Raw genomic sequence first — 21,620 nt, 5'->3', positions numbered from 1 at the left:
TTCTCCGCTCTTCGTTTCGCTCTGCTGACGTCGCAGCGCATGGTCCATTCTAAAGAATCTGGTCGTGACGTGTGGGAACGCCCCCGCCGAGACGGTCCGCGGGACCGTCTGCCAGTTGTTCAGCCCTCCAGGCTCGACCGCCCTGATCGTCGGCGTGCGGAGTCGATGACGGAGCTGTCCGGCAGTGGCACCGGCAGATCCCATGCGGCATCTGGCATCCATTCATCCCACTGCTCATCGAGCGGCCAACCGCCTGTGGCGATGAATTCCGCGCCGGCGTGATCAGCCAGTACGCGCACGGCTTCGGCCTGTTCTGCCGTGAAGCGTCCCTGCGCGACCGCTGCTTCCAGTTCGTCGGCATCCTTCAGCCAGACATCCTGCGCTCCCGGGTGCTCGGCATCGATCCAGATGTCCAGCACGAGGTCGCGCGAGAAGATTCCGCCGGCTTCACCGGCGACGCGGCGGTGGGGCAGCTCCACGTTCACGTAGGCGCCGTCGGGCGTACCGTCCGGGCGACGGAAGAACCAGATCGACCAGGGGCGACCGGCAGGAGCCACTCGAACGATGCCGGGGCCCGTCCACGTCGACTCCTGCATCTTCCAGGGAACGCTGAAGCGTTCATCCAGCGACACCTCGCGCGGGCGCCGGCCATCGGCAGGAACTGATTCCAGACGTGCCGATCCGGAGGGGATCCAGATCACCAGACCCTGGGCATCATCACGGACCACCCGTGCCCCTTCGATATGGCGCGAGTACCGCCAGAGAATCGCTTCTCCCGGTGTGAAGCGCGGGGCATCCTCGTCGGATGAGGGCACCGCGCTGCGCAGGAGCGGGTCGACGTACTCGTCGCGGCCGGAATCATCGAGGAGGGAGATCGCTTGATCCAGCGTCATGGTTCCCGCAGAGATCGGGAGCCACCCGCTGCCGATCCGGCCGATGAGTTCGGCGTTTCCACCACTCGCGCTGACAGCTGTGGATCCGATCGGCAATCGCATCCCGCCACGCTATCGTGTGACGGAGTGGTGAACGGCAGCAACCCTCAGCAGCCGTTCGTGGAACCGGTACTCCCCCGTGAGCTCCGGGTGAAAGCTCAGCCCGACGAGATGGCCCTGCCCGACCGCGACGACGCGACCATCCGGCAGCGAGGCCAGCACCGTGGCGCTCGTGCCGACGGACTCCACGACAGGACCGCGGATGAAGGTCGCCCGCACCGGCGGAGCCCCGAGCACGGCGACATCAAGTTCGGCTTCGAATGACTCGAGCTGTCGACCGAACGCATTGCGCCGGACGACCACGTCCAACCCGCCGAAGCTCTGCTGACCGTTGATTCCGTCGCGCACACAGTCGGCGAGCATGATCAGCCCGGCGCAGGTGCCGAGTACGGGCATCCCCCCGGCGATCGCATCCCGCATCGGCTGCTGCAATCCGAACTGCCGCGACAGCTTGTCAATGACAGTGGATTCGCCGCCGGGAATCACGAGGCCGCTCACCGTCGCGAGCTCCTCGGGGCGGCGCACGCGGATGACGTCCGCCCCGAGTCCGTGCAGCACGCGTTCGTGCTCGCGCACATCGCCCTGCAGCGCGAGAACGCCGATCCGTGGAGCGTCGGCGTTACCAGCCACGCTCGGAGAGCCGGTGCGGCGCGGGCAGATCCGAGACGTTGATACCCACCATCGCCTCGCCGAGTCCGCGTGACACCTCTGCGACCACCTTCGCGTCGTCATAGAAGGTCGTCGCCTTCACAATTGCCGCCGCACGCTCGGCGGGGTTACCCGATTTGAAGATGCCCGAGCCGACGAAGACGCCATCAGCGCCGAGTTGCATCATCATCGCGGCGTCGGCGGGGGTTGCGACTCCCCCGGCGACGAAGAGCACGACCGGGAGCTTGCCCGTCTCAGCGATCTCGGCGACGAGCTCGTACGGTGCCTGCAGTTCTTTGGCCGCGACGAACAGCTCGTCCTTGGTCATAGATCGCAGCACGTTTATCTCGGAGCGGATCTTACGAATGTGCCTCGTCGCCTCAGAGACATCGCCGGTGCCCGCTTCCCCCTTGGAGCGGATCATGGCGGCACCCTCGTTGATGCGGCGCAGGGCCTCACCGAGGTTCGTGGCGCCGCAGACGAAGGGCACGGTGAAGCCGAACTTGTCGATGTGATTGACGTAGTCGGCAGGCGAAAGCACCTCCGATTCGTCGATGTAATCGACGCCGAGCTCCTGCAGCACCTGAGCCTCAACGAAGTGACCGATGCGTGCCTTGGCCATAACCGGGATCGAGACGGTGTCGATGATGCTGTCGATCATGTCCGGGTCGCTCATGCGCGAAACTCCGCCCTGCGCGCGGATGTCTGCCGGAACACGCTCGAGCGCCATGACGGCGACAGCGCCGGCATCCTCCGCGATCTTTGCCTGCTCCGCAGTGACAACGTCCATGATGACGCCGCCCTTGAGCATCTCAGCGAGTCCGCGCTTGACGCGGGATGATCCGGTGGTGGAATTCTGGTCTGCAGCCATGAGCTGCTCCTTTCAATCATCCAAACAGAGTCATTGATCTATGCCAAAAGATAGCACCAGTTCGAGACCGCCTAGACTCATATGTCGAGAGGTGACATGAGCGACCAGATCACGGGTACGACGGCAGCCGATATCGCCTCGAGCGTGCGTGAACTGCGACAGCGCGGTGTCCTGACCCCGGGCGCGGTTCTTCCGCCGGTGCGCGAGCTCGCTGCACGCCTCGGCGTCAACCGCAACACAGCTGTGTCCGCGTACCGGCAACTCGCCCAAGCCGGTCTGGTCATCAGTCGCGGGCGTGCCGGAACGATGCTCGTCGAGCACAGCGCTGTCGCGCAGGAAGGGTATGCCGCCGACACTGTCCTGCGCGATGTCGGCACCGGAAATCCTGACCCCCGACTGATCCCGGACCCGTCCCCCGTCCTGGCGAGCGTGACCGGCCGGCCGGTGCTGTACGGGGAGCCGGTCATCGACACTGCGCTTGACGCCTGGGCGCGGGATTGGGTCTCTCCCGACCTGCACTCGTCTGACTTTCAGATCACGATCACCAGTGGCGCAGTGGATGCCGTCGAGCGATTGCTCGCGCAGGCGTTGATGCGCGACGATGCCGTCGCTCTGGAGGATCCCTGCTTTCTTGCCAGCATCCATACCGTTCGTCTGGGTGGCTATCGTGCGGTCCCTGTCCCGGTCGATGACGAGGGCATGACCGTCGAGGGACTGCAGGCGGCGCTGGATGCCGGTGTGCGCGCAGTCATTTGCACACCGCGCGCGCAGAACCCGACCGGTGCGAGCCTCTCGCAAGCACGTGCTGCGGCGCTACGGGAACTGATGGCGGAGCATCCCTACGTTCTGATCATCGAAGACGACCACTTCTCGATGCTGTCATCACGACCATACGAATCTCTGATCGGCCCCGAGCACAAGCGGTTCGCCCTGCTGCGCTCGGTGTCGAAGTTCCTGGGTCCCGACATGTGCCTGGCCGTGGCTGCCACCGACCGGGAAACAGCCGGCCAACTCGCGATGCGGCTGAGCCCCGGAACCACCTGGGTGAGTCACCTGCTGCAGCGTCTGACGCTCGGCCTGCTCAGCAATGAACAGGTGCGAGAGTCGATCCGCGCCTCCGGAGCGCACTACGTCGAGCGAAATACGGCCTTTGCCGGGCGGCTGCGCGATCACGGCATCGGCACCCACTACTCCGACGGTATGAACCTCTGGGTCGAGTTGCCCCAGCCAGCCCAGATTGTGTCAGAACGGTTGATGCGACGAGGGTGGCTGGTGAGGACCGGCGACGGCTTCTCGCTCATCGACACGGACAGGCCTTCCCATCACCTGCGCCTCACCGTGCATGACCTTTCCCCCACCGATGCTGAGCAACTCGTCGCAGATATCGCCGCGGCTATCGACTGATGTGCGCGAAGCACGCGGCCGGCAGTGAGAAGATTCAAGGATGAAGATCCTCTCGATCCAGTCAGCTGTCGCCTACGGCCACGTCGGCAACTCGGCCGCGGTGTTCCCCCTGCAGCGCATCGGCGTCGATGTCCTCCCGGTCAACACTGTGAACTTCTCGAACCACACCGGCTATGGCGCCTGGCGTGGTCCACTGATCGCTCCCAGCGACGTCGCAGACGTGATCACCGGCATCGAAGAGCGCGGGGTCTTCCCCGAGGTCAACGCGATTCTTTCCGGTTACCAGGGCGGCGAGGGCATCGGCGACGTGATCATCGATGCCGTCGCGCGAGTCAAGGCGGCGAACCCGGCCGCGCTGTACGCGTGCGATCCGGTCATGGGCAATGCCAAGTCCGGATGCTTCGTCGCACCGGCTATCCCTGAGCTTCTGCGCGAGCGGGTGGTTCCCGTCGCTGACATCATCACGCCGAATCAGTTCGAGTTGGGATTCCTCACCCGAACTGAGCCGGACACACTGGAGTCGACGCTCGATTCCGTTGATCTGGCACGTGCCATGGGCCCGTCGATCGTTCTGGTCACCAGTGTGGAGCGTCCTGACCGTGAAGAGGGCACCATCGAAATGCTCGCCGCCGACGATGCCGGCGCCTGGATCGTGCAGACCCCGTTCCTGCCGATGAAGGCCAACGGGTCCGGAGATGTCACCGCGGCGCTCTTCACCGCGCACTACGTTTCGACCCGGAGCGCTCAGGTGGCGTTGGAGCGCACCGCGTCAAGCGTGTTCGATCTGCTGCAGCTGACGCTGGATTCCGACGCCCGCGAGCTGAAGCTCATCGAGGCGCAGGAGTACTACGCGCACCCGAAGATGCAGTTCGCTGCGCGTCAGGTCCGCTGACCGCTCGACCACGCCGCGGCCACCGCTTCGCGCACCTCGCCGAGCAGTTGCGGCAGCGCCTTCGTCTTGGCGATGATCGGGAAGAAGTTCGCATCCGACGTCCACCTCGGCACGATGTGCTGATGAAGGTGGGCGTCGACGCCTGCCCCCGCCACCGCACCCTGGTTCATGCCCAGGTTGAAGCCGTCGCAGTTCGAGACTTGGCGCAGCACACGCATGCCGATCTGGCTGAGCTCGCCGATTTCAGCGACCTCTTCTGCCGTGGCCTGATCGTAGGTGGCGATGTGCCGATACGGGCAGACCAGCAGGTGGCCGGAATTGTACGGAAAGAGATTCAGCAGCACGTAGGCAGTCTTCCCGCGGGCGACGATCAGACGCTCGGCATCGGGATGCTTCGGCGCCTCGCAGAACGGGCACTCTTCGCGCAGCGGCTCAGGCCCCGCCTGGATGTATGCCATCCGGTGCGGGGTCCACAGCCGCTGAAACTCGTCGGGGACGCCGGCGAGGTGTGCGGCATCCTCGACGGCATCCCTATCGATCATGCGAGGTCTTCCGCCGTGTGCACAAGCGCATGCGATGCGATGGCCGCACGGATGCGGGCGACAGCATCCGCAATCGGCACACCGTTTTCCTGCGTGCCGTCGCGGAAGCGGAACGAGACGGTACCGGCATCCCGATCCTGCTCACCGGCGATGAGCATCAGCGGGACCTTGGCCGTGGTGTGGTTGCGAATCTTCTTCTGCATCCGGTCATCGGAGTGATCCACTTCCGCACGCACATCTTGTTGGCGCAGCTGGGCGATCACGCCGTCGAGGTATTCCGAATACTGCTCTGCTACCGGCACACCAACAACCTGCATCGGGGCCAGCCATACCGGGAAGTCGCCGGCGTAGTGCTCGAGGAGGATCGCGAAGAAGCGCTCAACGGACCCGAGCAGTGCACGGTGAATCATCACCGGACGATGCTTCTGGCCGTCGGAGCCGGTGTATTCGAGTTCGAAGCGTTCAGGCTGGTTGAAGTCGAGCTGAATGGTCGACATCTGCCAGGTGCGTCCGATCGCGTCACGCGCCTGCACCGAGATCTTCGGGCCGTAGAACGCGGCGCCTCCGGGATCGGCGACGAGCTCCAGACCGGATGCCACGGCGACCTGACGCAGTGACTCGATCGCAGTTGTCCACTGCTCCGGCTCGCCCAGGAACTTCGGGTTGCCCTCCTCGTTGGTCGACAGCTCGAGGTAGAAGTCATTCAGACCGTAATCGCGGAGCAGATCAAGCACGAGATTGAGGTTCGTCGTGAGCTCTTCTTGCACCTGGTCCTGGGCGACGTAGATGTGCGCGTCATCCTGGGTGAGACCGCGCACACGGGTGAGGCCCGACAGTGTGCCGCTCTTCTCATAGCGGTATACGGTTCCGAACTCGGCCAATCGCAGCGGCAGCTCACGGTATGAACGTCCGCGCGAGCGATAGATGAGGTTGTGGAACGGGCAGTTCATCGGCTTCAGGTAATAGTCCTGGCCCTGCCTCGTGACGTTGCCGTCCTCGTCCGTAATCTCGTCGAGGTGCATCGGAGGGAACATGCCGTCCGAGTAGGTCTGCAGGTGCCCAGAAGTCTGGAACAGATCCTTCTTGGTGATGTGCGGACTGTTGACTACGTCGTAGCCGTTGCGCAGCAGATGCCTGCGCAGGTTCTCTTCGATCTCGTAGCGGATGATTCCGCCCTTGGGATGGAAGACCGCGAGTCCCGAGCCGATCTCGTCCGGGAAGGAGAACAGATCCATCTCGACGCCGAGCTTGCGGTGATCGCGGCGCTCGGCCTCGGCGAGACGGTCCTTGTAGGCCTTCAGTTCATCCTTGCTCGGCCAGGCCGTTCCGTAGATGCGCTGCAGCTGCGGATTCTTCTCGCTACCGCGCCAGTATGCGGCAGCGATGCGGGTGAGGTCCCAACCATTGCCGATCATGCGCGTGCTCGGCAGGTGCGGGCCCCGGCAGAGGTCCTTCCAGACCACCTCGCCGTCCTTGGAAACGTTGTCGTAGATGGTCAGCTCGCCCGCGCCGATCTCCGCAGACGCGCCCTCAGCGGCATTCGCCCCGGAACCGGGGCCACCGGCGAGTTCGATGAGCTCGAGCTTGAACGGTTCGTCCGCCAGCTCGGCGCGTGCTTCTGCCTCGGTGACGACACGACGGGTGAAGCGCTGTCCCTCGCGGATGATGCGCTGCATCTCCTTCGAGATGGCCTTGATGTCTTCGGGAGTGAAGGGCGTTTCGACGCCGAAGTCGTAGTAGAAGCCGTCGGTGACGGGCGGGCCGATGCCGAGGTTCGCCTGCGGGTTGATCCGCTGCACAGCTTGGGCGAGCACGTGAGCTGCAGAGTGCCGCAGGATCGCGAGCCCATCCTCACTATCGATCGTGACCGGCTCGACAACATCGGCATCCGTCACGGTAGCCGCGAGATCCTTCAGCTCGCCGTCGACGCGCATGGCAACGACGGAACGGTCAGAGAACAGGGCGAAGCCGTCTTTCGGCTGGGCATTTTCAGGCACAGATCACTCCACTAGGTCTTCGTCCAGATTACTCGCCCGAGGGATGCTTCGACGCACGTTCAGCGGGTTCCGATGGCGAACGCCCTGCAGGCGTCGACGATGCGCCTCGCACACACGATGGCGGCGTACGCATACGCGGGCGAATAGTCAGGCTTCGTCGCGGAATTCGGATGCCGGTTCAACTGCGCGACCGACTCGTCCAGCGTCTGCATTGCTCGCGAAACCTTGGTCTCGGCTTCACCATCGCCGGGGGAAGCCGCCACGAGGTCACGACAGGCACGAACGGATTCCGCAAGCGACATCCGGATAGATAGATCAGGAAGCGCACCATCTTCCTCAGCACGAAGCACCACATCGCCGAGTTCGACGGCTGCCTGCGTGGTCATCCCGACTGCGTGCATTCGACTGCTGATGAGGTCTCGATCGTCGCGACGCCGTCGCACCCGCGGGTTGCCTCTGCTGCTCTCCTGCGCTTGTCCAACGTCATCCGCGACTCCCGCGCGCAGCGACATCAAGCCCTCGGTGGCCCTGTCGATCTCGTCCGCGCTGACGCGATCGCGCTGCAATGCATCCGCGATGTCATCCAGCGCCGTGGCCGTCGCATCACGCAAAGCCGATAGGCGTGCAGCGGCACGTCGAAGATGAAGCGGAGGGAACACAAGAAGGTTCGTCAGAACTCCGACGATGATGCCGAAGGCCATCGTCAGCAGATAAGACACGGAGAACTCATCGGCTGCGGTGCCACCCAGCAGGAGGACGAACAGTCCGGCGATGGCTACCCAGTCGCTGCCGGCACCGAGAACCCTGATTCCTCCGATGATGATCCCGGCCGCGATGACAACGGCGACGGCGACGACGGCGGGAGCGCCCAGGAGCACGATTCCCAATCCTCCGAGTCCGAGCGCGATGCCGATCGCGAGTCCCGCCAGCGACTGCACCCCCGCCCGCGCGGACCCTGCCAACGTCGGATACATGCTGACGAGAACGCCGAGAGGCGCGTAATGCGAGTACTCGCCATCCGCGAACGGCACGTATCGGGCGAGATACCACGCGGCTGCGGCAGCGACCGCTGCTTTGGCAGCCAGCAGCAGTCGATCAGCTCGCGTAATGCTTCTGCCGACCTCGACGAGAGCGTGCCGTCGTTGATGAGCAGCGGACGTCACTGCCACTGCGCGTTGGGGTCAGACATCTGATTCTCCGATCTGTGTGCAGAATCAGATCATCGCCCCTGTCGCCGAATGCGACTGCCCCATTGACACCGCGCCCGATGAGGGTTCGCGGGTCAGCAGCTGGCGAGGTGTCGTTCAATCGCGTTCGTGAGAACACCTGAACCGCCCAACAGCACGACCTGACGGGTTGTACTGCTCTTCAGATAGGCAGATGTTCCTGCGGGCAAGCATGTCGTCCGCGACAGCAGCAGCGGTGATTTCGTCTTGCCGGCCAGTGGCGCAGCGGCCAGAGCATCCGCGAAGTTGGAGCCGGTTGCGATGAAGGCTTTCTCCTGTGCGCCGGGGAAAACCTTCTTCGCGATCGCCTCGGCGGTGGCGTACCGATCCTGACCGCCCAGACGAGTGACGCTGAATCCCTTTGACCTGAGACTCTGCTCGAAGCTGCTCGGAATGACACCCGTGCTGCCGACGAGGGTGATCTGCTTCACGCCCTTCTTCTGCAACAGCGACAACAGCTGAGCGTCAGGTTTAGCGCCCCGAACGGGGATGACGGTCGCGCCCTGTTTGATCGCGGCCGGGGCAGCTGCGAGGGCATCCGGATAGTTGGATCCCACCGCGAGGTAGGCGTGCTCAAGCTTGCCCTGCCAGAGCTTCTCCACCGCCATCATGCTCGTCGCATAGCGGTCGGCGCCTGCCATACGGATGTATTCGGTGTTCGGCAGATACCGACGAAGCTGGTTGACGACGTTCTCGCTGACAGCCCCTGTACCGCCCATGATGATGATGCGCTTCGGGCTGCGCTTCCAGATGGAGTGGATGAGGTTGTCCGTGAGCCCCTGTGACGGTGTGATGACCACAGGGTCGCCGCTTCGTCCAGCGATGGCTGCTGCCGACAGAGCGTCGGCGAATACCTGACCGGATGCAACATACAACGTGTCGCTCTTGGGGAACTGCGAGAGGATGCGGCGCGCCGTTTCATAGCGATCAGCGCCCCACAATCGTGAGACCTTCACCGTCGACGGCGTCACAACGACGTCGTCGATTCCCGAATCGGGTGATGACGAGTACCCGCCGAAGTTCTGGGTGAAGTAGGCCGTGCCTCGTGTCGCGCTGTAGGCGATGCCGATGCCGATATGGGTGGCGTTGGCGTTCATGATGTTGCGGTAGTGACCGGGAGAACGCAGCCACGCATCGACGACATCGGTGTAGTTGTAGCCGGCGGCCACATTCTCCGCCAGCCAGAACCAGCCTGCCGGTGACCCGGAGGCGTAGTTCGGGTTGTGATACATCCGATCGGCTCGGGCCTGCTGTTGTGACCAGCCTTGCGCCAAGTCGGTCAGGCCGCTGGACTGCTTCAGCGCGGGGAGGCCCTTGCTTGCGCGCGCAGCATTGGTCTCGTTGAAAATCAGCTGGCGCGCTTGCTGAACGCTGAGCACCTCGTTGTATGCGACGTTCGGTGAATCTGCGTTGGTGTCAGCGGCGTTGGCGGGAACGGCCGTTGTGAGGCCGAGCAGCGCAGCAACGGCTGCAGCGAGGACGATCTTGAATCGCATGGTGTGTCTTTCTGATCAGCCCCCGCCGATACCCATCCGGGCATAAAAAAACCCGGCGCAACCGGGGTTCTCTGTGCGCGATACTGGGATCGAAGGTGTGTGAGCACCATGACATCCTGACCGTTCACGGTCACGATGTCCGACTTTGTCCCAGATTCACGACAGTTCCCGGTCGTGTAATTGTGTCATTTCGAGACACCGGCGTCCAATCGTCGCCGCCCGCTAGTTTGCGTTGGTGCGCGGAATATCTCGACGTTCTTACAGCTCGTGACCAAGCTGGCAGCTGAGCTCAAAGTGTCCGTGAGTGAGTACCGTGCAGCAGTCCCGGCGGATCTCCGGAGCCCTTGCGTGTGGAGCTGCAAAAACATGCGTTCCGGGACCAGCTCCTGCTGGTTGAATTTGGAGGTCTACGCCCAAATCCTCTGTCCTCGTCGGCATCGCTCGCGTAGGGTGCGAGCATGACCGGTTCACCTCAGGCCTCTGACCGCGTGAGACAAGTGGTCGTCTTCGTTCTTGCGCTCGTGGCGATCGCTGGTGCCTTCTTCGGTTCCGGCGCGCTCGGCGGTACACCGATTCAAGACGCGGCCGGCGGCGCGCTTGCATCTGATTCGACGCTGATCGCGCCGGCGGGTCCCGCGTTCAGCATATGGTCGGTGATCTACCTCGGACTGTTCGCGTACTCCGTATGGCAGTTGTTCCCCAGCCAGGCGGCGCGAGCGGTGCACCGTCGCGTCGGGTACCTCATCGCTCTGTCTATGCTGCTCAACGCCGCATGGATCGGAGTCGTACAGCTCAACCAGGTCGGATTGTCCGTGCTCGTCATTTTCGTCCTTCTCACCGTTCTCGGCGTCACGTTCAGTCTGTTGTTGCGCACGCCCCGGAATGCTGATTCGAAGGCGGCAGTCGTCGTCGAGTCCATCGTTCTTGACGGGACGGTCGGGTTGTATTTGGGGTGGGTGACGATAGCGACTGCTGCGAACGTGGCTGCGTGGCTGACTGCCCTTGGGTTCCGTGGCTTCGGTATCGCCCCCGACGCCTGGGGCGTGGGCGTCGTAATCGTTGCTGCGCTATGTGGCGTCGCGACGGCGATCTCGGGGCGTGGACGCTTGACCCCGGCGATTGCTCTGGCTTGGGGGCTGTGCTGGCTTGCTGTCGCCAGAATCACTGATGAACCGGCGTCTCAACTGGTCGGGATCGCGGCTGTGGTTGCGGCGTGTGTCGTTATGATCGCAGCGGTTGTGTACCGCTTCGTCGCTCAGCGCGCTGATAGCCACTCTGCCGTGGCTTAAGCCAAGGTCTCCACCCGACACTCGCGCTGTCAGCAGCCGGCTACGGTCTCGATCGTGTGCGGTGCTCATCGTGATGAATCCTCCGGCCCACTGGTACTTCTCTGTTCCGGGGTCTGCTTTGCCGCAGGGGGCGGGGAGACCTTCTCCCAGTCGGCGATCGGCCCGTCGATCATCACGAAGCTCGGATGCGGGTCGGGGAAGACCAGAGCCTGCCAGCGCGCCCAGACGTCCGGACTGCGAAGTTGCAGCTTGCTGCGAAGGTGCGCCCACTCGTAGGCGAGCTGACCGTCATTGAGTGGCAGTCGTACCGCAAACCCGGTGGCGCGGACCTTCTCTCTCGCGAAGTGATACCCGCGCGCATCTGCCTCGTCGACAATTGCGCTGAGATAGTCCCCGATCGCGGCTCGGGGGTCGTCCATCTGCTGGAACCGTCGCAGCTGGGGATGGTGGGAGTATCCCCTGCCGGGTTCAGTGATTACTGCTTGGGCGAGGAGCCCCTCGCGCCAGCATGCCGTGAGGGCCTGGCGGTCGAAGTAGCGAGGATGCATCGACCACAGTCTCATTGCGCCTTCTCCGTCGAGCGCTCGGCTTCGCGAAGGATGCTGGCGGCCATGCCGGGGAAGATGATGCCGTGGAACGGCAGCAGAACTGCCCAGTACAACCGCCCGGACAGCCCCTTCGGGAAATAAACCGCACGCTGGCGGTAGCGGCTTCCCGTCTCGGTCGGCTCGACGCTCAGCTCGAGCCACGCGCGGCCTGGCAGCCGCATCTCGGCTCGCAGCCGCAGCATGCGTCCGCGTTCGATGGATTCCACGCGCCACACGTCGATGACGTCGCCGCTGTTCACCCGGGATGGGTGTCGTCGTCCGCGACTCATCCCGACGCCGCCGACCAGTCGATCGATCCACCCGCGCGCGGCCCATGCCAGCGGGAAGGAATGCCAACCTTTCTCTCCGCCGATCGCTTCGATCACGTCCCATACGGCGTCGGTGGATGCTGTGCTCTCCCGCTCGCGCAGATCGGTGAAGACGGTGTGACCTGACCACTCCGGGTCGCTTGGGAGCGGATCGCTGGGCGCGCCGGCCACCGTGGCACTCTGCCAGCTCGTCTCGACCTGTCCTTCAGCTTCACGCGTGAGCGCCAGACGCACAGCCGTGCGATACGGCAGTAGGCCTTCCGCCAGCGGCGGGATGTATCCGTCGATGTCATGCTCACCGACGATGCAGTCGTTCTGGAGGGACGCGATGATCGGCACCGCGAGTTGGCTTGGAACTGGGCTGACGAGGCTCACCCATTGTGACGCGAGCCACGGCGTGAGCACGGGAAGTGCGGCAATGTGTCGTTGCGGAAGCCCGGCCTCGAGGGCGTATCCGTTCATCATCTGTCCGTAGCGCAGGATGTCCAGACCACCGATATCGAAAGTGCGATTGAGTTCTTCCTCTACCGTCACGACGTGCACGAGATAGCGCAGCACATCGCGAATGGCGATGGGTTGCACGTGGTTGCGTACCCAGCGCGGCGCGGGCATGTACGGCAGCACCTCGGTGAGGTGGCGGATCATCTCAAATGACGCCGAGCCGGACCCGATCACGATGCCCGCCTGGAACACGATGGCCGGCACAGGACAGTCCATGAAAACCTGTCCGACAGCGGCGCGCGAAGCCAGATGCTCCGACAGCTCGGCGCCCTCCGGATGCAGTCCGCCGAGGTAGACGATGCGTCCCACTTTCGCTGCTTCGGCTGATTGGGCGAAGGTGCGCGCTGCTTCCTCCTCGGAACGCATGAAATCACGACCTGCGCTCATCGAGTGCACCAAATAGAACGCGACATTCACGCCGTTCATCGCACGGCGGGTTGCGACAGCATCCGAAAGATCGCCCTTGAAGACGCGCACACGGTCCCGCCAGGGCACATCGTTGAGTTTCCACGGAGAGCGGACGTACACGCTCACCTCGTGCCCTGCCTCGAGCAGCTGGGGCACGAGTCGACCGCCGATGTAGCCCGTCGCGCCGGTCACGAGCACGTGTGTCATGAGAAAAGCCCTTCCGTCGCACAGAGGATCAGCAGCAAGGTGACGACGAAACCCACCGCATAGTTGATCGCCAGGAACCGACGCCACGCGCGGTTGGCGGTTCCCGAGTGTGCGTCGTCGACGCTCAGATATGGGGCGACGATGATGATGTACGGCAGCGCGGCGATCGCTGCGAGATTCGCGGGCCACGGCGTGAAGAGCATGAGGATGCCGGCCACAGCCCAAAGCGCGACCGCGATCCTCACCGTCGCCGCAGCGCCGAAGACCGTGGCGATCGATCCGATACCCGCATCCCGGTCGGGAACGATGTCCTGCACGGCACCGAACGCGTGACTCGCCATGCCCCAGCAGAAGAACGCGACCATCGTCAAGACGATCGCCGGGGTGATAGTCGTTCCCGCGAGAGCGAGCGCGTAGAGCGCTGGCGTGACGAAATGCGTGCTCGAGGTCATCGAGTCGAGTACCGGGATCTCTTTGAAACGCAGTCCACGCACGGAGTATGCGAGCACCGCAAACAGGCTCACAGCGAGGACGGCCCATGAAATCGGTCGCTGCGCACCGAGGACGACGAGCGCGACCACGAACGGCACCGCCAGCACCGCGGCCGACACGAGCGTCGCTCGGTGCAGCCGAAGCGGGAGCTTTGCCCCCTCCGCACCTCCCTTACGGGGGTTGGCGAGGTCGGACTCGTAGTCGAACACATCGTTCACACCATACATCGCCAGGTTGTATGGCACGAGGAAGAACATCGTCCCGACCACCAACGCGAGATCAATGCGCCCCGTCGTCAGTATGTAGACCGCGGTGAACGGATAGGCGGTGTTGATCCAGCTCAGCGGCCGCGATGCGACGAAAAGGGTGCCGATCAGCGACGTGCGCTCAGCCATCGCGGTGTCCTTTCGTCTCGCGGGGTTCGTTCAGCAGTTGCCAGACACCAGAGAGCAGCAGCGCACCGGCGAGGGGGTACAGGAAGTCCTCCACCGGCATGAGTCCGAGCCGGAGGCCGGAGATCTGCTCGGTGCCGTAGTCGAAGAACCCGGCCGCCATCATCACGTTGTCAAACACTGCCGTGAGAGTGACCAAGGCCACCGTCGCCGCCGCCCATGATGAGAAGTAGCGTCGTGCGGCGCCACGCCGACGTGCATGGACGGCGCCGATGGCGAAGACGATGAGGCCGACGCTGAGGAAGGGCAGTGACATGAGCAGGTATGTCATTGTGGGTTCGCCTTCTCCCGCCAGCGTTGCCAACCGCTCAGAAGAATGAGCGTGAGGTAGGTGAGGAAGACCAGGAAGAGCAACTCCTCGATGGGGAACTCCGGCGCGAGCAAAATGCCGGTGGCCCACCGCGAGTCGAGGTGCCGGAATACTCCGAGGCCGATGCCCACCGCATCCCAAGCGGCGAAGAACACGACACCGACGATGAGGGCGACCACGCTCGCCACCGCCCGGCGTCGAAAGACCAACACGAAGCGCATGTCGAGCAGCACGAGACATGCGGTGCTGACGAGCAGGCATGCCGCGTAGACGCCACTCATTTCTCCTCCAGGGGTCCGGGCGAGTGGTCTCCGCGCACGTGTTTCAGGACCAGCTCCGCGCTGATGAGGCACATGGGCAGGCCGACGCCCGGCACCGAGGTCGCTCCGGCGTAGAAGAGGCCTTTGACGCGGCGGGATTTCGTGACCCCACGGAAGAAGGCGCTCTGGCGCAGTGTGTGTGCGGGGCCGAGCGCGCTGCCGCGGAAGGTGTTGAACTGCGTGGCGAAGTCCGCTGGCCCCACGGTGCGTCGCACGACGATGCGGGAGGCGAGATCGGGGATGTCCGCCCAGGCGGCGATCTGTTCGATCGCGCTGTCCGCGACGGCGTTCACGAGCTCATCGCCCGACCTGTTGAGCCCGCCGTGGCCGATGTTCGTATCGGGTGGGAGCGGAACGAGCACGAACAGGTTTTCATGGCCGGCTGGCGCGACGTCGTCATCGGTCGCGCTCGGCTTGCAGACGTAGAGCGATGGCCGCTCCGGGATGCGCGTCGGAGACCCGAAGATCGCGTCGAAATTCTCGTGCCAATCGTCCGAGAAGAGCAGCGTGTGGTGCAGCAATTGGGGCAGCTCACCCTGCACGCCGAGCATGATGAGCACGGCGCTCGGCCCTGAGATCTGCTTGTCCCACCGCTTCGGCGCATATGAACGATCGGACATCTCGAGCAGCTTTGTCTCGGTGTGGTGCTCGTCGATCGCGGAGACGACAATGTCGGCATCGAGTACGACCGCCTCACCGTCGCGGTAGTACTCGACCGAGCGCACCGCGCCGTTCTCGCTCGAGATGGCGATGACATCGCTGTCGGTGAGAAGTTCGACGTTGTTCTCTCGTGCGACGTCGACGAGCGAGGTCACGAACTTCCGGAAGCCGCCGACGGGATACTTCACGCCGTCCACTAGATCCATGTGGCTCATCAGATGGTAGAGCGCCGGTGCCTCGAACGGCGACGTGCCGAGGAAGACCGCGGGGTAGCCGAGGACCTGACGGAGACGATTGTCGGCGAAACGGCGGGCGACGAACGTCCAAAGCGACCGCGTCAGCAAGGGGAGAACTGCAGGGACGGAGGCGAGAACCCGCAACGACGCGAAGTCGCGCCAGGACGAGAACGGGTTGTAGAGGAAGGAGCTCACTGCCGCGCGATACGTCTTGGTCGAGGATCGGAGATAGGTGCGGGCTCGGTCGCCGGACCCGCTCTCGCGCGCTTCGAACGCTTCAGCGACGGCATCCGCACCGGAACTCACATCAATCGGATTCTCGGGTGTCTTCCCTACTGGCTCGCCATAGACCCGGTATCCGGGTTGCAACGGCACCAAGTCGAGCTGTTCGGCGGTCGTCGTGCCCATCATCCGGTAGAAGTGATCGAAGACCTCGGGCATCAGATACCAGGAAGGCCCGGTGTCGAAGGTGAACCCGTCCTGCTCCCAAGACCCTGCCCTGCCGCCAAGCTCTCTGTTCTTCTCGAGAACGGTCACCCGATGGCCGTCGCGAGCGAGCAGACAGGCGGTTGCAAGCCCACTGACACCTCCGCCAATCACGACAACACGCGACGCCTTCACCGGGCCACCTTCATCCCCAGCGCGTGGGCGAGGATCCGTGCCTTGACGGGATTCGGAACTCGAACGCGGGTGTGTGTCAGCACAGAGACCGGTGTTGCTTCGATGCGATCCGTCAGTTCACCAAACATCGCCCGCGCGGCCCATACGGCTGCGCGGCATCCCGGAGCAAGAAGTGGAATCGATTGGTCCGAGACCCGCAGGTCTTCCCGAATGGATGCGACGATGTCGGCCTTCGAGCGCTCCGTCAGTGTCTTCTCCGTCCCCGGGAAATAGGCGCGGCCGAGGTCATCATGATCATCGGCGAAATCTCGAAGGAAGTTCACCTTCTGAAACGCCGCTCCGAGGCGCCGGGCACCATCGTTCAATCGCTCACGCTCGCCGTCCTCGCGAACCACTCCGGATTCGAAGACGGCCAAGCACATGAGCCCGATCACTTCGGCCGAGCCGTAGATGTAGTCATTCAGCTCTCCTTCGTCGAACGACGTGACCTCAAGATCTCGTCTCATCGACGCGAAGAACGGTCGGCATAACGCCATTCCGATTCCGTGTTCGCGCCCCGTCAACGCGAACGCGTGCACGACCAGGTTCGTGCTGAATCCCAGCCGCAGGGCTCGCTCTGTCTCTGCTTCGAGCTCGTCGAGCAGCACTCCTCGTGTTGCTCTGTCGATCCCGGCACGCTCGGCGGGTCCGTCGACCAGCTCGTCTGCGATGCGTACGAGTGCGTAGATACGGGCGATGTGGTCTCGCACGTGAACGTCGAGCAGGCGGCTGGACCACCCGAATGATGTCGAGTACCGACGGATGACGACGGCTGCACTTGCTTTCGCTGTCGCGTTGTAAAGATCAAGGCCAGCGATGTTCATGAGATTCGCGAGTTGCAGGCGGTGGTCAAAGTGGTCAACTGCTCTCGCAGCGCTGTGGGCAGAGCTGCTTCTTGGATCAGCTGGTTGACGTTCGCGCAGCGTTCGGCGATGAGTGATTCCACGAACACGAGTGCTCCCGATTCCTCGATGACGCATCGCAGGAGGTGACCGTCAGCGATGCTGAGCGCATCATCTCCGAAGAGGGACTCGACCTCATTCCAGCCGGGGTCAGAGCGGGCGTAGGCGATCAGGAGGGTCTCCTTTCCTTCGCGCAGGTCGCTGAGTACGGACTTTCCCGTGTCTCGCTCATCGCCGAACAAGCCGAGAACATCATCTCGCAGCTGGTAGATGACGCCGATCTGGCGAGCGATGACCGTCAGTTCTTCTATCAGACTCGTCGTGGCACCGGCAAGAACTGCGGCGAGAACGAGAGGAGCTTGAAAGGAGTAGGCGGCCGTCTTCTGGTCGATCATCGCGAGGACATCCTGCGAGTCCGCCGGCTCGAGATGCATGCTCAGCCACACGTCGTAGTGCTCCCCGGCCGCACTCTCAAAAACGGTTGCATCAAAGATGTCGAGAACCGCCTGCCGTTGGTCTTCCGGGATCTCGAGGCGCGCAAGGAGGGAATGAGCCAGGGTGAGCATGAGATCGCCCGCAAGAAGCGATGATGCCTCGCCCCACGCGTGCGCGTCGCGTCTGGCTGTGCCACGCGACATCGCCTCCGAAGCGAACCGCCCGGAGATGTTCATCTCACCGCGACGCATCAGGTCTTTGTCGATCACATCGTCGTGAATCACGAGTGCGATGTGAAGGAGTTCCACCGCGCACGCGGCATCGACGGCCACGCGCTCGTCGAGGCCGCCAAGAGCCTGATACGCGTCCATCAGCACCCGTGGGCGGATCTTCTTTCCGCCTCTCGCCATCCGCTCCAACGCTTCCCACAGCTGTGTGTACGGAACGGAGAAAGAAAGCGAACGCTCCCGCCGTTGCGCGAGTACTTCCATCAGCCTCGTGTCGAACGTGAGCGCGACCTCGTCGAGCCGTGAAGCCGAGTCAGACATCTCTACTCGATTCGACGTCGGCACCTGAGAAATGCGAGACAAGGCCGGGAAGATGCTCGATGAGCCACGGACTGAAAGCCCAAGGCGCAGCCTTCGTCGCCGTCGACAGTGCTGACACGCTGGTCCACTGGATCTCGGCAACCTCAGCCGGATTCGGAGCCAGTGACGAGACGGCCTTAGCGATGAAGACTGGGCAATCCTCGTTCTCTTCGATTCCTGAAGCGTCACGCGCGACGTATCCGAAATCGGGAAGCGCGCAGACGATGCTGTCGACAGTGAGCCCAAGTTCGAAAGCCGCCCGACGGCGCACCGCATCCTCGAAGGTCTCGCCCGGCCCCGGGTGGCCGCAAAACGCATTCGTCCACACTCCGGGCCATGTCCTCTTGCCCAGCGCGCGCCTGGTCACGAGAAGTCGGCCCTCGGCATCGATGACGTGGCAGGAGAACGCAAGATGTCGAGGTGTGGAGACGCCGTGAACGCTCTCTTTGCTTTGCACGCCCACCGGGGAACCCTCGTTGTCGACGAGAACAACCATCTCCACTGCGTTACCTCATTTCGTTAGCTTGGCGAGAGTTCAACGTAGCATAAGAAAGAGTATGCTGTCATCGTGTCCGAATCAGAACGAAGAGCCCCGTCGAGTACAGACCTGCGCTATTTCGCCAATGATTCCGACCTCATCGATCGCGCTGGACTGCCCGATGCGGACGTGGACCAATGCGTTCGTGTGATGGAAGCGCTGCGTGCGTGGCAAGAGGCAGCGCGAACACTCTCCGAAGCATCCAAGCGCTATATGAAGCTCAACGAGAGCGATATGCGTGCTATTCGCATGCTCATACGCGCCCAGCAGCAGCAACAGATCGTGACGCCGAAAGACATTTCCCGAGAGGTCGGGATCTCCAGTGCATCGACAACAAAGCTCGTCGACCGCCTCCTTGCCGGTGGTCACGTCGTCCGTGTGCCACATCCGAGCGACCGCAGAACGACCTGTATCGAAGTCACCGCGCACACAAGACTTGCCGCTCACGAGACCATTGGCCGCCAGCACGCCCGAAGATTCACCGCGGCCGCGTCTATGAGCCGGGAAGATCGCGACGCAGTGATCCGCTTTCTCGGAGCGCTGGTCGATGCGGACACGCCACAGGGTGTTCTCGACGAGTTCTCGAGCACAGCCGAGTAACAAGATAAAGCTTGCACTCACGGCGCCGGCCCAACAGCTGCGCTCCGAAGGAGCGGCGCGAACGCAACAGCAATGCCAGCGCATGCGGCACCAAGGCCTCCGACCGCCATGTCTGCGATCGTGTCGTCGTATCCCACGAAAATCTCATCGCTGATGTAGGTGTAACCGAGCCATTCGATCATCTCCCAGAAGGCGCTCAGCGCCAGCCCCAACATTGTGGTGATCAGTACGGTGGCGAGCACTGCCGATCTGGGATCCGGCACCGCGATCGTCTCAGTGCGACGCAGAAGCAGATACGCCACCATTGCTAATGCCGCGGTACATGCGAAATGCACGATCAGATCCCACCCCACGATGCGGGCGTATAGGTCGAAGACATTGCTCCATGCGGCGACGAGCAGCGTTGCGCCGAAAGTGATGTCCACCCAGGCGCGGACTCCGAGGAAACGTGGGATGAGCAGCCCTGGCAGGGCGAGGGCGAGAACCCCCGCGTCCGTCAGGTCGAACCAGACTGCTGTGATGATCACGCTGAGCGCGCCCAGCCCTCGAACGACATCCGCGCACGCCTCGGCGACGGTCTGGGGTCGACGAAGGAAGTTCTCGATCATGGTCTCTGAGTCGCTAACCGGTACCACCTCAACGGTGGGAAATCGTGCGGCCAATGCACCAGCACAGTCCGGAAGCCGCGGTACAGGCGGCGACGGAACGAGGTCACGCTGCGGAATGGTCGCATGGAGATACCCATCAGCTCGCCATCCAAACGGCCGACTCGATAATGTTCTCCGAGATGAAATGACAGGTCGAGGTCGTCGTGCAGCTCCGGATCATGGCGGTGCATCCCCGAGCGGATCTCCTGCCAGGCTTCTCGCCGCATGGCGAAGTTCGAGCCGAACACCGGACGATGCCCCAAAGCCGGCGCTGCAGCGAGGACGTAAGCGAGCAGGTACATTTGCGACAACGTCACACGCAGCAGGGGCGGTCCGTCGATGAAGTACGCGCCTCCGGTGAAAGCCGCCACATCAGAGTGATCTGCGAACGCGGCCTCGACATGCTCAACCCACGACGCCGGTGGTACACAGTCGGCGTCGAGCCGGAGAATCAGGTCCCCGGACGATAGATCATATCCGCGCGAACTCGCCGCGGGGATGCCCGGTTCCGAGCACTCAATCACCGTCGCTCCCGCCGCGACCGCCACCTTCGCCGACGCGTCCGACGATGCGTTGTTCACCACGATGATCTCGTCAGCGAGTCGCGTTTGTAACCGAAGCGCGGACAAGCACCTTGCCAGCACGGCGGCGTCGTCTTTGACAGGGATGACCACCGTGATTTGGACTCGCTTTGGCGACTCTATTTGCGCGTCAGGCGTCAACATCCCGTCGCCATGCGCCCGTCTCCCGACCCCGGCTTTCGATGAATTTCTTGAAGTTGTCCAGGTCTTTCTTCACGGCGTGCGAGCCGACACCAATCAGAGAGCCAACCTTCTCAAGCAGACCCTCCGGCTCCCAGTCAAGCTGCACAGTCACGCGTGTCGATGAGTCGGTGAGCTTGTGGAACGTAACCGCCCCCGCATGATGCGTCTCTCCGCCAGTGCTGACCCAAGCGACCCGCTCATCCGGATGCTGTTCGGTGATCTCCGCATCGAACTCTCGTTCGGTACCGCCGACGTTCACCTTCCACCGCGTATGCGTATCGTCGATCTGCGTCAGGGCGACGACTTCGTCGAGAAACTCCGGGAAGCTCTCGAACTGCGTCCACTGGTTGTAGGCGACACCGACAGGGACGTCGACGTCGATGGTCTCGATGATCTGCACCATGGCCAGCTCCTCGCTGATCGATTGAATGTGACTTCCATTCAGTACAGATTCTGGAGATCACCACAGGGGGTTGACCGTTCTAGCGCGACATGCAATCGAAAGTGGCCCGGTGATCTTCCCGCATCTACCCACTGCTCCGGGGTCGACAGCGACTTACACCAGGCCAAATTGTCCTGGAAAAGTCGAGCAACTGAGCCGCGCGAACGCCCAAGCGCAGTGCTTAAC

Annotated in this window: 23 protein-coding genes; 4 read left to right on the top strand and 19 right to left on the bottom strand. The window is 63.2% G+C overall.

Annotation, left to right across the window (positions count from 1 at the left end; translation table 11 throughout):
- Positions 1-119 precede the first annotated feature (119 nt).
- Genes ACSU1L_RS02420 through pdxS form a run of 3 tightly spaced genes read right to left on the bottom strand, consistent with a single transcriptional unit; the run spans position 120 to position 2,511 of the window.
- Positions 120-995, bottom strand: a complete 876-nt coding sequence (locus tag ACSU1L_RS02420) for a DUF402 domain-containing protein (protein ID WP_439254596.1) — start codon at positions 993-995, stop codon at positions 120-122.
- Between the two features lie 9 nt (positions 996-1,004).
- Positions 1,005-1,622 carry a pyridoxal 5'-phosphate synthase glutaminase subunit PdxT gene (gene pdxT / locus ACSU1L_RS02415; RefSeq protein ID WP_439254594.1) on the bottom strand — a complete coding sequence of 206 codons (618 nt, stop codon included), beginning with the start codon at positions 1,620-1,622 and terminating at the stop codon, positions 1,005-1,007.
- The gene (gene pdxS / locus ACSU1L_RS02410) at positions 1,612-2,511 is read right to left on the bottom strand and encodes a pyridoxal 5'-phosphate synthase lyase subunit PdxS (protein WP_439254592.1); all 900 of its coding nucleotides are present in this window, start codon (positions 2,509-2,511) and stop codon (positions 1,612-1,614) included. The genes pdxT and pdxS overlap by 11 nt, the downstream gene beginning before the upstream one ends.
- Before the next feature lie 96 nt (positions 2,512-2,607).
- Between pdxS and ACSU1L_RS02405 the strand changes: the two genes are divergently transcribed.
- A complete protein-coding gene (locus ACSU1L_RS02405) occupies positions 2,608-3,915 on the top strand; it encodes an aminotransferase class I/II-fold pyridoxal phosphate-dependent enzyme (protein WP_438254501.1) in 1,308 nt (435 codons plus the stop codon).
- A 40-nt stretch (positions 3,916-3,955) separates the two neighbouring features.
- Positions 3,956-4,807 (top strand): pyridoxal kinase PdxY, encoded by an 852-nt coding sequence (pdxY, locus tag ACSU1L_RS02400; protein WP_439254589.1) that lies wholly within the window; start codon positions 3,956-3,958, stop codon positions 4,805-4,807.
- Here the strand turns inward: pdxY and ACSU1L_RS02395 are convergent.
- From ACSU1L_RS02395 to ACSU1L_RS02380, 4 genes are all read right to left on the bottom strand, one after another.
- A complete protein-coding gene (locus tag ACSU1L_RS02395; protein WP_438254498.1) occupies positions 4,795-5,349 on the bottom strand; it encodes an HIT family protein in 555 nt (184 codons plus the stop codon). The genes pdxY and ACSU1L_RS02395 overlap by 13 nt on opposite strands.
- Entirely contained in the window at positions 5,346-7,283 is a 1,938-nt protein-coding gene (gene thrS, locus ACSU1L_RS02390) for a threonine--tRNA ligase (protein WP_438254854.1), read from the bottom strand. Before thrS ends, ACSU1L_RS02395 begins: the two co-directional genes overlap by 4 nt.
- Before the next feature lie 122 nt (positions 7,284-7,405).
- A complete protein-coding gene (locus ACSU1L_RS02385) occupies positions 7,406-8,509 on the bottom strand; it encodes an FUSC family protein (protein WP_439254587.1) in 1,104 nt (367 codons plus the stop codon).
- Between the two features lie 119 nt (positions 8,510-8,628).
- Positions 8,629-10,068: a cell wall-binding repeat-containing protein gene (locus ACSU1L_RS02380; protein WP_439254585.1), complete on the bottom strand. Its 1,440-nt coding sequence runs from the start codon at positions 10,066-10,068 to the stop codon at positions 8,629-8,631.
- Positions 10,069-10,526: 458 nt separating this feature from the next.
- On the opposite strand from ACSU1L_RS02380, the gene ACSU1L_RS02375 reads away from it, so the two are divergent.
- Entirely contained in the window at positions 10,527-11,357 is an 831-nt protein-coding gene (locus ACSU1L_RS02375; protein ID WP_439254583.1) for a TspO/MBR family protein, read from the top strand.
- Positions 11,358-11,422: 65 nt separating this feature from the next.
- Here the strand turns inward: ACSU1L_RS02375 and ACSU1L_RS02370 are convergent, their stop codons facing one another.
- The 9 genes from ACSU1L_RS02370 to idi are packed head-to-tail and all read right to left on the bottom strand — an operon-like array spanning position 11,423 to position 18,939.
- Entirely contained in the window at positions 11,423-11,920 is a 498-nt protein-coding gene (locus ACSU1L_RS02370) for a pyrimidine dimer DNA glycosylase/endonuclease V (protein ID WP_439254581.1), read from the bottom strand.
- Positions 11,917-13,389, bottom strand: a complete 1,473-nt coding sequence (locus tag ACSU1L_RS02365; RefSeq protein WP_439254579.1) for an SDR family oxidoreductase — start codon at positions 13,387-13,389, stop codon at positions 11,917-11,919. The genes ACSU1L_RS02370 and ACSU1L_RS02365 overlap by 4 nt, the downstream gene beginning before the upstream one ends.
- The gene (locus ACSU1L_RS02360) at positions 13,386-14,276 is read right to left on the bottom strand and encodes a prenyltransferase (RefSeq protein ID WP_439254577.1); all 891 of its coding nucleotides are present in this window, start codon (positions 14,274-14,276) and stop codon (positions 13,386-13,388) included. The genes ACSU1L_RS02365 and ACSU1L_RS02360 overlap by 4 nt, the downstream gene beginning before the upstream one ends.
- Positions 14,269-14,604, bottom strand: a complete 336-nt coding sequence (locus ACSU1L_RS02355) for a lycopene cyclase domain-containing protein (RefSeq protein WP_439254575.1) — start codon at positions 14,602-14,604, stop codon at positions 14,269-14,271. The genes ACSU1L_RS02360 and ACSU1L_RS02355 overlap by 8 nt, the downstream gene beginning before the upstream one ends.
- Positions 14,601-14,924: a lycopene cyclase domain-containing protein gene (locus tag ACSU1L_RS02350; RefSeq protein WP_439254573.1), complete on the bottom strand. Its 324-nt coding sequence runs from the start codon at positions 14,922-14,924 to the stop codon at positions 14,601-14,603. The genes ACSU1L_RS02355 and ACSU1L_RS02350 overlap by 4 nt, the downstream gene beginning before the upstream one ends.
- Positions 14,921-16,480 carry a phytoene desaturase family protein gene (gene crtI / locus ACSU1L_RS02345; RefSeq protein WP_439254572.1) on the bottom strand — a complete coding sequence of 520 codons (1,560 nt, stop codon included), beginning with the start codon at positions 16,478-16,480 and terminating at the stop codon, positions 14,921-14,923. Before crtI ends, ACSU1L_RS02350 begins: the two co-directional genes overlap by 4 nt.
- Complete coding sequence (locus tag ACSU1L_RS02340; RefSeq protein WP_439254570.1) at positions 16,477-17,343, bottom strand: phytoene/squalene synthase family protein; 867 nt, start codon at positions 17,341-17,343, stop codon at positions 16,477-16,479. The genes crtI and ACSU1L_RS02340 overlap by 4 nt, the downstream gene beginning before the upstream one ends.
- Positions 17,340-18,404, bottom strand: coding sequence for a polyprenyl synthetase family protein (locus tag ACSU1L_RS02335; protein ID WP_439254568.1), 1,065 nt, complete (start codon positions 18,402-18,404; stop codon positions 17,340-17,342). The genes ACSU1L_RS02340 and ACSU1L_RS02335 overlap by 4 nt, the downstream gene beginning before the upstream one ends.
- Complete coding sequence (idi, locus tag ACSU1L_RS02330; RefSeq protein WP_439255034.1) at positions 18,397-18,939, bottom strand: isopentenyl-diphosphate Delta-isomerase; 543 nt, start codon at positions 18,937-18,939, stop codon at positions 18,397-18,399. Before idi ends, ACSU1L_RS02335 begins: the two co-directional genes overlap by 8 nt.
- Before the next feature lie 72 nt (positions 18,940-19,011).
- On the opposite strand from idi, the gene ACSU1L_RS02325 reads away from it, so the two are divergent.
- Positions 19,012-19,581, top strand: coding sequence for a MarR family winged helix-turn-helix transcriptional regulator (locus ACSU1L_RS02325; RefSeq protein ID WP_439254566.1), 570 nt, complete (start codon positions 19,012-19,014; stop codon positions 19,579-19,581).
- A gap of 17 nt (positions 19,582-19,598) precedes the next feature.
- Here ACSU1L_RS02325 and ACSU1L_RS02320 read toward each other — a convergent pair whose 3' ends face one another.
- From ACSU1L_RS02320 to ACSU1L_RS02310, 3 genes are read right to left on the bottom strand one after another with little or no spacing between them, the layout of a single operon-like run.
- Positions 19,599-20,189 (bottom strand): DUF2238 domain-containing protein, encoded by a 591-nt coding sequence (locus ACSU1L_RS02320; protein ID WP_439254564.1) that lies wholly within the window; start codon positions 20,187-20,189, stop codon positions 19,599-19,601.
- The gene (locus ACSU1L_RS02315; protein WP_439254563.1) at positions 20,186-20,953 is read right to left on the bottom strand and encodes a glycosyltransferase family 2 protein; all 768 of its coding nucleotides are present in this window, start codon (positions 20,951-20,953) and stop codon (positions 20,186-20,188) included. Before ACSU1L_RS02315 ends, ACSU1L_RS02320 begins: the two co-directional genes overlap by 4 nt.
- A complete protein-coding gene (locus ACSU1L_RS02310) occupies positions 20,940-21,395 on the bottom strand; it encodes an SRPBCC family protein (protein ID WP_439254561.1) in 456 nt (151 codons plus the stop codon). The genes ACSU1L_RS02315 and ACSU1L_RS02310 overlap by 14 nt, the downstream gene beginning before the upstream one ends.
- Positions 21,396-21,620 lie beyond the last annotated feature (225 nt).

This window comes from Microbacterium sp. A94, assembly GCF_051842855.1.
Taxonomy (GTDB): Bacteria; Actinomycetota; Actinomycetes; order Actinomycetales; family Microbacteriaceae; genus Microbacterium.
The sequence above is the reverse complement of the archived record's forward strand: the minus strand, read 5'-3'. Positions and strand labels throughout refer to the sequence as shown.